Source organism: Arthrobacter sp. Helios, assembly GCF_023167125.1.
Taxonomy (GTDB): Bacteria; Actinomycetota; Actinomycetes; order Actinomycetales; family Micrococcaceae; genus Arthrobacter_B; species Arthrobacter_B luteolus.
Genome location: NZ_CP095402.1, coordinates 3528386 through 3540812, shown reverse-complemented (window position 1 = coordinate 3540812; position 12427 = coordinate 3528386). Strand labels below are relative to the sequence as shown.

The following is a 12427-nucleotide window of genomic DNA, read 5'->3' as shown; positions in this document are numbered from 1 at the left end:
CCGCGTATCGAAAAACCCATACGTGGTGGGAACATGCCAACGCCTTCAGTGGAGCCATGGCCAACAACTCCCTCCTCCCTCCAAAGCCCCGCCGGTCCCGCTCCGCCCGCGCCTTCATTCTCGCCACTTTCTTCGTCCTCCTGGCGCTCGGTGCTGTGCTCATCGGAATATCCGCCTTCATTACCCTCAGCGCTCCCGCGGGCTCGGGAGGATCCGCCGCCGTCCGGCACCTTGTCTTTGGCAGCCCGGCTGACGACGGCATTGTTGCAGCCGAGGGGATCACCGTTTTCGACGCCGGGCATCCGGCGGTGGCCAACCTGGATACCGCGCTGCTCGACGCCCTGCGCACCGCCGCGACGGATGCAGCGGACGCCGGCGTCGCCGTCGTCGTTACCAGCGGCTGGCGCTCCCCCGAGTATCAGGACCGACTGCTGCAGGACGCCGTCGCCTTGTACGGCTCCGAGGCGGAAGCGGCCCGATGGGTGGCCACCGCCGATACTTCCGCCCACGTGCACGGGGACGCGGTCGACGTCGGACCCTACGCCGCCATCGACTGGCTGGCCATCCACGGTGCCCGCTACGGGCTCTGCCAGGTCTATGCCAACGAAGCCTGGCATTTCGAGTACCTGCCCGACGCCGTCACCTCCGGTTGTCCGGCGATGTATGCGGATCCGACCTGGGACCCGCGGCTGAACCCCTGACGCTGCACGGCACCCGGGGTCTGTGGCGCCAGCGGTGCGGCGTCGATCCCAGCTTGGGGTCAGATGCTCCTGTGTGGGAATTGGTGCTGGTTGAACTGTCCACTCTTGACAGTTCCATGGCTGCACGCTGGACTGCAGGGCCGATCATGTGGAGGCTTCCTTGGCAACCTATGTTTTCCGCTGTCCTGACTGCGCGGAGTTCGAGCTGCTGATCCCGATGTCCGAGCTGGCACCCGCGCTGGCGTGCCCGCGGTGCGGCCAGGAATCCCGGCGGGTCTATACCGCTCCCGCGCTGACCGGAACACAACGGGCTGCCGACCGAGCCCGCAACGCAGCAGACGCCAGCGCCGAGTCGCCGACCGTCGTCCGTTCGCTGCCGTCGGGCGCAGGCATCGGGAACGGGCGGCGCTGGAGCCCGTTCACCGGAGCCGCACCCCGGCCGGCCGGACAACGGGGCTCCGGGCAGAGTACCGGACCCTACCAGCCGCTGCCCAAGCCGTAGCCATGATCCTTATTGAGCCCTCGCCCACCTGCCTGAAACCGACCCCTGCATCCTGAAAGGACTCCGCCATGCCCGAAGTAGTGTTTAGCGTTGACCAGAGCAAGTCCATGCGCGACCAGGCCGTGCCCGGCCACAACAGATGGCACCCCGGCATCCCTGCCGCCGCCACCGTCAAACCTGGCTCCAGCGTGCGCATCGAGTGCAAGGAATGGACTGACGGCCAGATCGGCAACAACGACTCCGCGAACGACGTCCGCGACGTGGACCTTTCCCGGTGCCACATGCTGTCCGGCCCAATCGCCGTGGAGGGTGCCCAGCCGGGCGACCTGCTGGTGGTGGACATCCTGGACATAGGACCCGTGCCACAGACGGTGGGTGAGAACTGCGGCGAGGGGTGGGGATATTCCGGCATCTTCGCCAAGATCAACGGCGGCGGTTTCCTCACCGACTATTTTCCCGATGCCTACAAAGCCATCTGGGACTTCTCCGGCCAGGAATGCACCTCCCGGCACATCCCCGGGGTGCGGTACACCGGCATCACCCACCCGGGCCTGTTCGGCACCGCCCCCTCCCCCGACCTGCTGGCCCGGTGGAACCGGCGTGAGCAGGCCCTGATCGACACCAACCCGGACCGGGTTCCTCCGCTGGCCCTGCCGCCGCTGCGGGAAAACACCCTGGGCGGCACTGCTCAGGGCGACCTGCTGGATGCGATTGCCCGCGACGGCGCGCGCACCGTTCCGCCCCGGGAACACGGCGGAAACCATGACATCAAGAACTTCACCCGCGGCAGCCGCGTCTTCTACCCCGTTTTCGTCGACGGCGGCCTCTTCTCCGGCGGAGACCTGCATTTCTCCCAGGGCGACGGGGAGATCAACTTCTGCGGCGCCATCGAGATGGGCGGCTACATCGACTTCCACATCGACCTGATCAAGGGCGGCATGGAAACCTACGGGATCCGGAACAACCCGGTCTTTATGCCCGGCCGGGTTGAACCGAGGTACTCGGAGTACCTGACGTTCATCGGCATCTCCGTTGACCACCGTGATGATACGAACCTCTACCTCGACGCCACGCAGGCGTACCGAAACGCCTGCCTCAACGCCATCGAATACCTCACCAAATGGGGCTACACCGGCGAGCAGGCGTACCTGATTCTGGGCACCGCACCCATTGAGGGACGGATTGGCGGGGTGGTGGATATCCCCAATGCCGCCTGCTCGCTGTTCCTGCCCACCGAGATTTTCGACGTCGATATTCGGCCGGGCGGCAACGGGCCGGTGAGTCGTGACCGTGGCCAGGTGGCGGTCAGCTCTTAGACTGCAGCCACGCACCCTCTCTCTGAGATAAGGACATCATGGACGACTACGAAGTTTATGAGTTGGGCAGCTTTCCTTTGCAGTCTGGAATGACGCTGCGGAATGCCCGGCTGGCCTACAAAACCTACGGGACGTTGAATGCGGAACGCAGCAACGCGATTCTCTATCCCACCTGGTACTCGGGACGCCACTGGGACAACGAGTGGCTGATCGGCGAGGGGATGGGTCTGGACCCGGCGAGGTACTTCATCATCGTCCCGAACATGTTCGGCAACGGTCTTTCCTCCTCGCCCAGCAACACCCCCGAGCCCTTTGACGGTCCGCGGTTTCCCAACATCACCGTCTTTGACAACGTCGCTGCGCAGCACCGGCTCGTCACGGAGCACCTGGGAATTGAGCACCTGCGGCTGGTCCTGGGCTGGTCCATGGGAGCCGGCCAGACCTACCAGTGGGGCGTCAGCTACCCGCAGATGATGGACGCCCTGCTTCCCTTCTGCGGTTCTCCCCGTACAGCGCCGCACAATGTTGTGTTCCTCGAATCTGTCCGCGCTGCCATTACCGCCGACTCCGCCTGGCGGCAGGGCTGGTACACGGACCAGCCGAAAACCGGCCTGCGCGCGGCGGCCAGGGTCTACGCGGGATGGGGGTTTTCACAGGCCTTCTACTGGCACGAGGAATGGCGGACGCTGGGCTTCACCTCACTCGAGGACTTCCTGGTCGGTTTCTGGGAAGACTTCTTCCTGGATAACCGGGATGCCAACAACCTGTTGACCATGCTCTGGACCTGGCAGAACGGCGACGTGGGCAAGACTCCGGGCTTCGACGGCGACACCACGGCGGCGCTGGCCTCCATCCAGGCACGGACCATCCAGATGCCGGCCGAAAAGGACCTCTATTTCCCGCCGGAAGACGAGGTCTGGGCATCCCAGCACCTTCCGAACAGCGAAGTACGTGTCATTCCGGGCATCTGGGGCCACTTCGCCGGCGGCGGCAAAAACCCTATTGACACCACTTTTATAGACAAGGCGGTGATGGAGCTGCTGGGCTGAGGACACTACCCTGACGACGGCGCAGGTCGGTCCGCGCCCTGAGTGAGCCGCCAGAGGTGCTACGTGCCCTCCTTGGTATAGGGAGAGCGCTGAGGTTTGAGGTCCAGGCCGCAAGCGCCTAGGGTGGGCCGGACACAGCCCGCATGACCAGGAGGCAAGAATGAAGCCGGCTCTTCGCGCAGCTCTTCCCATCCTCGCGGTAGTACTGCTCGCCACCGCGGTCGTCACGTTCGGCGGTCTTCCCAATGATCAGACAAGCTTGTTTCCTGTGACCGGCGCGCTGGTTGCCCTCGTTGCTGGGTTGGCCGCCAATCTGCGGCACTGGAAGCACATTCCTTGGCTGCCCACCGCAGCTACGCTCGTCGCGGCCGGCGGATACCTGGTCAACAACTTCGACTGGATGCTCGCCGGGTTCTTTGCCGTCGTCGCACTTCTTGCATGGCATGGGCTCCAGCGGGAGAAAACTGCCACCGGCGTCCACAGTTGACTTTGCGGCGAATCAGCCAGCATTCGACCAGGAAAAAGGGATCAGTGATGCATCACAAATCGCAGCGGGTATTCATCATTCTGTTGCTCGCAATGTCGCTGGCAGCAGCAGCCCTCATTCTCAGCATCCCGGCATTATTTGGCTCACCCACCCCTGGACAAGTCTGGCTCACTGTAGTGCTGGGGTCACTCACTGCTGCGCTGGGAACGGCTGTCTTGCTCCTTCGGCCGCAGCGCCGGGGCACCCGAGCCTAGCTGGCACATGGCCCTAGACACGCGGCCCGTGTCACCGGCCGCAGGGTCCCGGAGTCAATCGACCGGCCAGCAGGTCTGGGTCCGTGCATCCTCGGGGTTCTGCTCCGTCTCCGGATCGGCTAGGTAGTTCTCACATATACCCTCGCCAGGCCTGAGTTGATGCTCGGCAAAGAAGTTCTCAATGTTCGCGTAGGTTTTCGCCAGTCTGTCGACGGTCCCGAAGTGCGCCGCCTCCACAATCCTGCCTGCCGGCAGATGCCCCGGCACAACGTTCCCGGCCGGTTCGATAGCGCTGGCAACAGGGAAGTCCGCTTCCACATCGACGGCGGCGCCGGGCTGCCAGTAGTACTTGCTGAACGGCGGGGCCACTGGTTGCGCGGCACGCCGGATACGACCTGAACCTGCCGCCGTGGAGCGGGACAGGAGGGGGCCGGTACCGTCCGTGGCCGGACGAGTTCAAGCACTGAGACCCGGCCCCCGTGAACACTTCTGGCAACGCGAACCGGGGCATGGCTGTAGCGAGCGCTGCCGGGTGAACCGCGTCGTCACGGAACAAACTGCTTCGTGATTAATATCAAGCAGCATGATATTCTCCTCGAATATTCGATCCGTGATGCAGCTCACACTCAGGAGATCACCATGAAGCTCAACCGATTCAGCACCGTCGCCGTTGCCGGCGCTGTCCTCCTCGCCCTGACGTCCTGTTCGGCGTCCGGCAGCGAGGCGGAACCCGCGGCCAGCGAGGGAAGCCAGTCCGCTTCCGGCGGGGTCAACACCGAAGCACCGGTGTATGACCAGCTGCCGGAGGCCATCAAGTCCGCCGGCGTCATCAACATCGCCGGGGACACCCATCCGCCGTACCGCACGCTTGAGCAGAACGGTGACATCACCGGCATCGACCCGGACATCCAGGCAGCTCTGTCCGAGCAGCTCGGCGTCCCCTTCGCCATCCAGACGGCGTCCGGCCTGGATGCCATGCTCACCGGAATGCTCTCCGGCCGCTACGACGCCTTCAACGGCCCGGTCCGCACCACACTCGAGCGGGAGGCCGACTTCGACGCCGTCGTCTGGATGACCACCCGCACCTCCTACCTCTACCTTGCGGAGCGGAAGGACGATCTCGATGCTCCCGAGGATCTCTGCGGCGCCCGTGTAGCCGGGGTCACCGGATCAGTGACCGAGAGCCAGCTGGAGCGTTACACCGAATGGTGCGCGGAAAAGGGCCTTGATGCCCCCGAGTTCGTCGGGCTGAAGGACACCAACTCCACCATCCTCGCCGTGCAGTCTGACCGCGCGGACTATGCCGGCACCACGCAGACTGCGGCCCTCGACATTCAGTCACAGGATGAGGGCACCTTCGAGTTCCTCGTGCAGAGCGACGAGCAGGGCGCCGGCGTGGACCAGCTCGCCATGTTCCTGCCGAAGAGCAACGAACTCGCCCCTGCCATGCTTGCCGCATTCCAGGCCATCTTCGAGAACGGCGAATACAGCCGGGTCATGTCCGAGTGGAAGCTCGACGACGTGACGGTTGACGCCCCTTCGCTGAACCCCATGACCGCCCAAGGGTCCGGCAAATGAGCCTAACGGGCACCCCTGCGTCTCCAACGAGCCACGCCCTGCGCGCGGACGCAGTGGACGTGGCCCTGGCCCGTCCCCGGATCAAGCCGCTCCGGATCCTGGGCACCGCGCTGCTCGTGCTGACACTGGTGGGCATCCTCTCCTTCCTCATCACCAATAAGCGGTTCGAGTGGCCCATCGTGGCCGAGTACCTCTTCAACCCCAGCGTGCTGCTCGGTCTGGTGACCAGCATCCTGCTGATGGTGGTGGCCATGGTGCTGGGCACAGCCCTGGGCACCGTGCTAGCCGCAGGCCAACTGAGCGATTACTGGCCGGTCCGTATGGCCTGCATGGGCTTTGTGGGTTTTTTCCGCGGCGTCCCTCCACTGGTCCAGCTGATTTTCTGGTTCAATCTGGCCTACCTGCTCCCCCGGATTGCTGTGGGGGTGCCGTTCGGCCCGGAACTGTTCAGCTGGTCCACCAATGACCTCATCACGCCGCTGACCGCTGCGATCATTGGCCTGTCCCTGCACGAGGCCGCGTACATGGCGGAGATCATCCGCGCGGGCATCCTTTCGGTGGACCAAGGCCAGCACGACGCCTCGGCCGCCATGGGCTTCAGCCGCTGGCACTCCTTCACCCGGATCGTGATGCCGCAGGCCATGCGGGTCATCATTCCGCCCACCGGCTCCCAAATCATTGCCACGTTGAAGGGCACGTCGCTGGTGAGCGTTATCGCTATGGGGGATCTGCTGCACGCCGTACAGGTGATCTACAACCGCACCTATGACGTGGTTCCCATGCTGATCGTGGCAGTGATCTGGTACCTCGTAGCCGTGACCATCCTGACCTTCTTCCAACGCCGGGTCGAGGACTACTACGGCCGCGGCGCCACGCGCTCCGCACCCAAGGCAACCGCCACTTCCAAGCCCGACGCCGGCACAGCCGGTTCTGCGGATCCGGCCGGAACTGCCGCCGCTGCCGGTTCTGCCGCCGCGATCCGGAACCAGGAGAACCAATGATGAGCACCACCCAGAACCCTGATGGGCCCGGCGCTGGCACGGCGACGGCGACCCGTCCCGTCCTCGAGGTAGTAGGCCTGCGCAAGCGCTTCGGCGACCACACGGCCCTGGACGGCATCGACCTCACCGTCAACGAGGGCGAGGTGGTGGCTGTCCTGGGCCCTTCGGGGTCGGGTAAATCAACCCTCGTTCGCTGCCTGGACCAGCTGGAGACCATCGACGGCGGAGCCATGTACCTGGACGGGGAGCTGCTCGGCTTTGAACAGGGAAAGGTCCTGCGCCCGCTGACCGATGCCGGTGTTCGGGCCCAGCGCCGCCGGATGAGCATGGTGTTCCAGCAGTTCAATCTGTTCCCGCACTGGACCGTGCTGCGCAACGTCACGGAGGCTCCCATCGCCGTCCACGGTGTTGCCCCGGCCAAAGCGAAGGCGCAGGCACTGGACCTGCTGGAGAAAGTGGGCCTTTCGGACAAGGCCACCGCGTACCCGCGGCAGCTTTCCGGCGGCCAGCAGCAGCGCGTTGCCATCGCCCGTGCGGTGGCCGTGGAGCCGCGCGTCCTGCTCTTCGATGAACCGACCAGCGCCCTGGATCCGGAACTGATCGATGAAGTGCTGCAGACCATGAAGTCCCTGGCCGCGTCGGGGCGGACCATGGTGGTGGTCACCCATGAAATGGAGTTCGCCCGCGAAGTCGCGGACCGCTGCGTGTTCATGGCCGACGGCCGCGTCATCGAAGACCGTCCCGCAGAGGCATTCTTCCGCAACCCGCAGACCGACCGGCTGCGCTCCTTCCTGGCCCGCTCAATGCGCAGGAACGACGAGCAGCAGTGACAACTACCCTGATGGCCACCGGGGACCTGGTCCTGGAACGGAAAGACGCCTCATCCCTCTTCAGCGCCGTTGCCCCCGTGCTGGCCGAAGCAGATATTGTCATCGGCCACCTCGAGGTCCCGCACACCAACTCCACCACCACGGCATCCACGGACGTGCCCGCACTGCCGGCACCGCCGTCGGCCCTCGACGCCGTGGCCGCCGCCGGGTTCGACGTCCTCACCCTGGCCGGGAACCACGTCTACGACTTCGGCGCGGAAGGCATTGAAGACACCCGGCGGCACTGCCGCGACCGGGGCATGGCCACCACCGGCGCCGGACGCAACCTCGAGGAGGCATGGGAACCGGCGGTCACCGAGCACGGCGGCCGGCAGGTGATCGTGCTCAGCGTCAACTGCGTGGGACCCAGGGAGTCCTGGGCAGGCAGCTCGAAAGCGGGCTGCGCCTGGGTAGAGGTCGTCACGCACTATGAGCCGCGGGGCGCCAACCCCGGTGGCCCGCCGCGGACCTACACGTTCGCCGAACCGGGCTCCCTGGCCGCTTTCACCGAACAGGTGGCGAGCCACGTGCGCCAGGGTGCCGCCGTCGTCGTCGCCCTGCACCAGGGGCTGGTCCACCAGCCGGTGGAGATCGCCCAGTACCAGTACGAGGTCGCCCACGCCGCCATCGACGCCGGGGCTGTGGCTGTGCTGGCCCACCACGCCCACATCCTCAAAGGTGTGGAAGCCTACCACGGGCGACCGATCTTCCACGGTCTGGGCAACTTCGCCACCGTGACGCGGGCGCTGGGCGGAGCGCCGGGCGATTCGCCGGAGCGGCGGGCCTGGGCCCGTGAGCGGACCCGGCTGTTCGGCTTCCAGCCGGACCCCGCCATGCCGGAGTACCCGTTCCACCCGGAAAGCCGGAACACCCTGATCGCCGTTCTCACCCTGGGTCCGGAGGGCAGCGTTGCAGCGGAGGTCATTCCCTGCTGGATCGACGACGACGCCCGGCCCGTCCCGCTGGCACGCGCCGACGGCGGGGAACAGGTGGGCGACTACCTAAAGCGCATTACCCGGGAAGCCGGCCTGGACACTGTCCTGGACTGGGCAGGAGACCGGCTCACCGTTCACTTGAAGGAGACACCCCATGAGCATTAACACCAAACCCCTGGCGGGCAAGACAGTTATCGACCTGACGACGGCGCTGGCCGGCCCCTACGCCACCCTGCTGCTGGCGGGGCTGGGCGCGCGGGTCATCAAGGTGGAGAACCCCACCCGCGGCGGGGACTCCTCGCGCAATAACTCCCCCTACGTCACCTCCCAGGGCCTGAATGTGCGGCGGACATCGGAGGACGACATGTCCGTCTCCATGATGCTCCGCGGCCGCGGCAAGGAGTCCGTGACGCTGAACCTGAAGCACCCGGAAAGTAAGCAGGTGCTGTTCGACCTCATCGCGGAAGCGGACATCGTGGTGGAGAACTACAGCGCGGGCGTGACCAAGCGCCTGGGCGTGGATTATGCGAGCGTGCGCCACCTCAACGAGAAACTCGTCTACACCTCCATCAGCGGTTTCGGCGCCGGCACGGAGAACGGCGACCGCAAGGCGATGGACACAATCGTCCAGGCGCTCAGCGGCGTCATGATGACTGCCGGGGAGCCGGGGCAGCCGCCGGTACGCTTTGGCCTGCCGATCGGCGACCTGTCCGCCCCGCTGTTCGCCGTCATCGGCACCCTGAGCGCTTTGCTGCAGGCCGAGCACACCGGCGAGGGACAGCACGTGGACGTCTCGATGCTCGGCGCGCTGACCTCGATGGTGGCCTGCGAACCCTTTGACGCCCTTGAATCCGTGGGCTTCCCGCTGCGCACCGGGGCCTACGTTCCCCGGTTGGCACCGTTCGGCACGTTCCGCGCGGCTGACGGGTACTTCGCGATCTGCGCGCCGACGGACCAGTTCGCGGCGGGCGTCCTTCGCGCCATTGAACGCCCGGACCTGCTGGACTCCGAAGACTTCGGTTCCCGTGATGCCCGGGTGGCCAACGCGGACCGCCTCCACGGGATCATCGCCGGGTGAGCCGCCGAGAAGCCCCTGTCCGAGGTACTCGAAGCCCTCACTTCCCATGGTGCTCCCGCGGCACCGGTCCGGACTACTGCCGAGGCCGTCCGGGATCCGCTGGTGCTCGCCCGCGGCGAAGTGGTCCCGCTGTCCCACCCCAAGTTCGGCCACTTCGACGGCCTCTTCGGATCGGGGCTGCCCATGGTCCTTTCCGGCAGCCGCACCACGCTCGACGCCCCGGCCCCGTACCTGGGCGAGCACACGGATGTGGTCCTGAAGGCCCTGGGCTATGACTCCGACCGGATCGAGAACCTGCGCACCGCGGGTGTCCTGTGACGGTACCGGCACCCGCTGATCCGGCACCCCGGATCGGGATCATCGGGGCGGATGCGCCCCGGCAGATTCTCCTGGCCGCGGGCGCGACGCCGGTGCGGCTGTTCGGTGCCTGGTCCGGGGACGTCTCGCGGGAAGCGGCCGAGCTCCTGGGAGCGGCCGACGCCGTTGCCGCCCGGGTGCTCGACGGCGTCCTGTCCGGTTTCCATGACGATCTGGCCGGGCTGGTGGTCTGCAACGACTCCGCCGCGAACCTGCGCGTGTACTACGTGCTGCGGCTGCTGGCAGAGCGCGGGCGCATCCCGTACCCGGTCCATCTGCTGGATACGCCCCGTGGCGGCGGCCGGCATGTGAACCGCTTCGTTGCCCGGCAGTACGAGCGGCTGGCGGGATTCGTCTCCGCCTGCACGGGGCAAGTGCTCGACGCCGATGCCTTGGCTGCCGCTGCCGCCCGAGAGAAGTCGCTGGGTGAGGCCCTCGGGCGGGTGCGGGATCTGCGCGTAGAGGGCGTACTCACCGGGAGCGCCGCCCTGCGGTGTTACGCGGCCGCGGCCCAGCTGGCGCCGGAGCAGGCACTGGCCGCTATCGAGGCAATCCTCGACGAACAGGCTGCCGAGCCGGGGACTCTGCTGCCAGTGTTTATGACCGGCAGCTCGCATCCGGACACCACCGTTTATGAGGCGCTCGAACAGTCCGGCATCGTGGTGGCAGGAGAAGACCACGACGCCGGAGACGCCGCGTGGATCGGAGAGACGGTAGACGCCGCTTCGCCCGAGGCTGCTTTCCGTGCCTTGGCCGAACGGCATGCGCAGCGTCCGCCGTCGGCGTCGCGGTCCCTGACCTCTGAACGGACCGATCACCTGCTCGCCGAAGTCCGCCGGACCGGCGCAGCCGGAGTGGTGGCACTGGTCCGGGACCTCGACGACGGCCCGGTCTGGGACCTGCCCGCCCAGCGCGAGGCGCTGGCTGCCGGCGGAACCTGGCTCGCCGGCGTCGTCCGCGTTCCAGCCGACGGAGCCGCGGCTGCCGCCGCCGAACTTATTGCCAGCGTCCAGTTGTCCGGGGAGATTGCCTCATGACCGACCATCGACTCCGTTCAGCCGTGACGGCTACCCGCTACCAGAAGGAGTGGTTCCAGTCGGTGCGCCAGCGGGCCGCGGCAGGCGAACCCATCGCCCTGCTGAACGCCGATGCCCCGCACGAAGTCTTCCGCGCCCTGGATATTCCCTACGTGGTGACGCAGTGGTGGTCCTCCATCATCGCGGCCAAGCGTGCCGGGCCCGCTTCCATGGAGCGGCTGGCCGCCCGCGGGCTGCCGGACTTCAGCCAGCAGTACGATGCGATGCCACTGGGCGAGCAGCTGCTCGACGCCGATGACCGCCCCTGGGGCGGCTTGCCGGCGCCGCGCTTCGCCGTGGCCGAGCGCAGCGGGGACGTCACCGCCAAGATCTTTGAGCAGTGGGGCAGGCACCCGGGCACGGAGACGTTCCTCCTCTCCCGCACGGGCGCTGACCCGCTGCCGGACCGGTGGTGGGAGCTGGTGCCGCATGACTGGGAGAAGGCCTTCGGCTCGGACCGGCTGGATCTGCTGCAGGGCGAAATCGAGGAGCTGATCAGCTGGCTCGAGGAGCGCACCGGCCGCACGCTGGACCGGGACCGGCTGGCGGAGATCATGGACCTGGGCAACCAACAGGCCGAATGGAACCGCAAAACCCGTGACCTCATTGCCTCCGCGCCGTTCGCCCCCGTACTGGTAAATGACACGATGCCTGCCGTCATGGCACCGCAGTGGCAGCGCGGAACTCCGTGGGCGGTGGACGCCGCTCGGTCCCTCTACGAGGAAACCGCCCAGCGGGTGGCCGACGGCGTTGCGGTGTGCCCGGGCGAGAAGCGGCGGCTGATGTGGGTGGGCCGCGGACTCTGGTCCGATCTGGGCCTGTACACCCGTTTCCAGGAGGAATTCGGCGCCGTGTTCGTCTGGTCCATGTACCTGGCGATCGCCGCTGACGGTTACCTGCGCTACGGCGAGGACCCCGTCCGGGCGCTGGCCGCCCGCTTCGTCGGGATCACGGACCAGCTCTACGTGCCGCCGTGGTCCGCGCAGTGGTACGTAAAGGAGGCGCTAAGCCATCGCGTGGACGGGGTGGTGCACCTGGTGGCGGACGATACCCCCGGCAGCGGCTTCATCACCGAAGCCCTGGAAGCTGAGGGGATTCCCGTGCTGGAGATCCGGGCCAACAACGCCGACCAGCGCTCCAGCGACGCCGCCCGCATCCCCGAGCGGATGGCCGAGTTTATCCGCGACCGTGTCTGATTCCTGCTGCCGTTTCCGCTGTCCGGCC

At 66.6% G+C, this 12427-nt stretch carries 12 protein-coding genes and 1 pseudogene; 12 read left to right on the top strand and 1 reads right to left on the bottom strand.

The features are described from left to right. Positions 1-56: 56 nt before the first annotated feature. From ArtHe_RS16255 to ArtHe_RS16235, 5 genes are all read left to right on the top strand, one after another. Complete coding sequence (locus ArtHe_RS16255) at positions 57-701, top strand: M15 family metallopeptidase (protein WP_248317881.1); 645 nt, start codon at positions 57-59, stop codon at positions 699-701. A gap of 160 nt (positions 702-861) precedes the next feature. Beyond that, positions 862-1203 carry a zinc ribbon domain-containing protein gene (locus ArtHe_RS16250; protein WP_248317879.1) on the top strand — a complete coding sequence of 114 codons (342 nt, stop codon included), beginning with the start codon at positions 862-864 and terminating at the stop codon, positions 1201-1203. A 68-nt stretch (positions 1204-1271) separates the two neighbouring features. Then, positions 1272-2519 (top strand): formamidase, encoded by a 1248-nt coding sequence (gene fmdA / locus ArtHe_RS16245; protein WP_066299513.1) that lies wholly within the window; start codon positions 1272-1274, stop codon positions 2517-2519. A 38-nt stretch (positions 2520-2557) separates the two neighbouring features. Then, positions 2558-3568, top strand: a complete 1011-nt coding sequence (locus ArtHe_RS16240; protein ID WP_248317877.1) for an alpha/beta fold hydrolase — start codon at positions 2558-2560, stop codon at positions 3566-3568. Between the two features lie 160 nt (positions 3569-3728). Further along, positions 3729-4055 carry a hypothetical protein gene (locus ArtHe_RS16235; protein ID WP_248317876.1) on the top strand — a complete coding sequence of 109 codons (327 nt, stop codon included), beginning with the start codon at positions 3729-3731 and terminating at the stop codon, positions 4053-4055. 308 nt (positions 4056-4363) lie between these two features. Here the strand turns inward: ArtHe_RS16235 and ArtHe_RS16230 are convergent, their stop codons facing one another. After that, positions 4364-4678 carry a GyrI-like domain-containing protein gene (locus ArtHe_RS16230; RefSeq protein WP_248317874.1) on the bottom strand — a complete coding sequence of 105 codons (315 nt, stop codon included), beginning with the start codon at positions 4676-4678 and terminating at the stop codon, positions 4364-4366. A 270-nt stretch (positions 4679-4948) separates the two neighbouring features. Between ArtHe_RS16230 and ArtHe_RS16225 the strand changes: the two genes are divergently transcribed. The 7 genes and pseudogenes from ArtHe_RS16225 (at position 4949) to ArtHe_RS16195 (ending at position 12399) form a co-directional block, all read left to right on the top strand. Further along, positions 4949-5887: a transporter substrate-binding domain-containing protein gene (locus ArtHe_RS16225; RefSeq protein ID WP_248317873.1), complete on the top strand. Its 939-nt coding sequence runs from the start codon at positions 4949-4951 to the stop codon at positions 5885-5887. After that, positions 5884-6888 carry an amino acid ABC transporter permease gene (locus ArtHe_RS16220; protein WP_248317871.1) on the top strand — a complete coding sequence of 335 codons (1005 nt, stop codon included), beginning with the start codon at positions 5884-5886 and terminating at the stop codon, positions 6886-6888. The genes ArtHe_RS16225 and ArtHe_RS16220 overlap by 4 nt, the downstream gene beginning before the upstream one ends. Beyond that, positions 6888-7718: an amino acid ABC transporter ATP-binding protein gene (locus ArtHe_RS16215; protein ID WP_248317870.1), complete on the top strand. Its 831-nt coding sequence runs from the start codon at positions 6888-6890 to the stop codon at positions 7716-7718. The genes ArtHe_RS16220 and ArtHe_RS16215 overlap by 1 nt, the downstream gene beginning before the upstream one ends. Continuing rightward, positions 7715-8857, top strand: a complete 1143-nt coding sequence (locus tag ArtHe_RS16210; RefSeq protein WP_248317868.1) for a CapA family protein — start codon at positions 7715-7717, stop codon at positions 8855-8857. The genes ArtHe_RS16215 and ArtHe_RS16210 overlap by 4 nt, the downstream gene beginning before the upstream one ends. Beyond that, positions 8847-10088 (top strand): annotated as a pseudogene (locus tag ArtHe_RS16205) (CoA transferase). Before ArtHe_RS16210 ends, ArtHe_RS16205 begins: the two are co-directional and overlap by 11 nt. After that, a complete protein-coding gene (locus tag ArtHe_RS16200; RefSeq protein WP_248317867.1) occupies positions 10085-11164 on the top strand; it encodes a 2-hydroxyacyl-CoA dehydratase family protein in 1080 nt (359 codons plus the stop codon). The pseudogene ArtHe_RS16205 and the gene ArtHe_RS16200 overlap by 4 nt, the downstream one beginning before the upstream one ends. Then, positions 11161-12399 (top strand): 2-hydroxyacyl-CoA dehydratase family protein, encoded by a 1239-nt coding sequence (locus ArtHe_RS16195; protein ID WP_248317866.1) that lies wholly within the window; start codon positions 11161-11163, stop codon positions 12397-12399. The genes ArtHe_RS16200 and ArtHe_RS16195 overlap by 4 nt, the downstream gene beginning before the upstream one ends. Positions 12400-12427 lie beyond the last annotated feature (28 nt).

Bases quoted from the DNA above. Each gene is read 5' to 3' on its own strand.
- ArtHe_RS16225 (WP_248317873.1), top strand. From the start codon at position 4,949: ATGAAGCTCAACCGATTCAGCACCGTCGCCGTTGCCGGCGCTGTCCTC.
- ArtHe_RS16240 (WP_248317877.1), top strand. From the start codon at position 2,558: ATGGACGACTACGAAGTTTATGAGTTGGGCAGCTTTCCTTTGCAGTCT.
- ArtHe_RS16215 (WP_248317870.1), top strand. From the start codon at position 6,888: ATGAGCACCACCCAGAACCCTGATGGGCCCGGCGCTGGCACGGCGACG.
- ArtHe_RS16235 (WP_248317876.1), top strand. From the start codon at position 3,729: ATGAAGCCGGCTCTTCGCGCAGCTCTTCCCATCCTCGCGGTAGTACTG.
- fmdA (WP_066299513.1), top strand. From the start codon at position 1,272: ATGCCCGAAGTAGTGTTTAGCGTTGACCAGAGCAAGTCCATGCGCGAC.
- ArtHe_RS16255 (WP_248317881.1), top strand. From the start codon at position 57: ATGGCCAACAACTCCCTCCTCCCTCCAAAGCCCCGCCGGTCCCGCTCC.
- ArtHe_RS16195 (WP_248317866.1), top strand. From the start codon at position 11,161: ATGACCGACCATCGACTCCGTTCAGCCGTGACGGCTACCCGCTACCAG.
- ArtHe_RS16220 (WP_248317871.1), top strand. From the start codon at position 5,884: ATGAGCCTAACGGGCACCCCTGCGTCTCCAACGAGCCACGCCCTGCGC.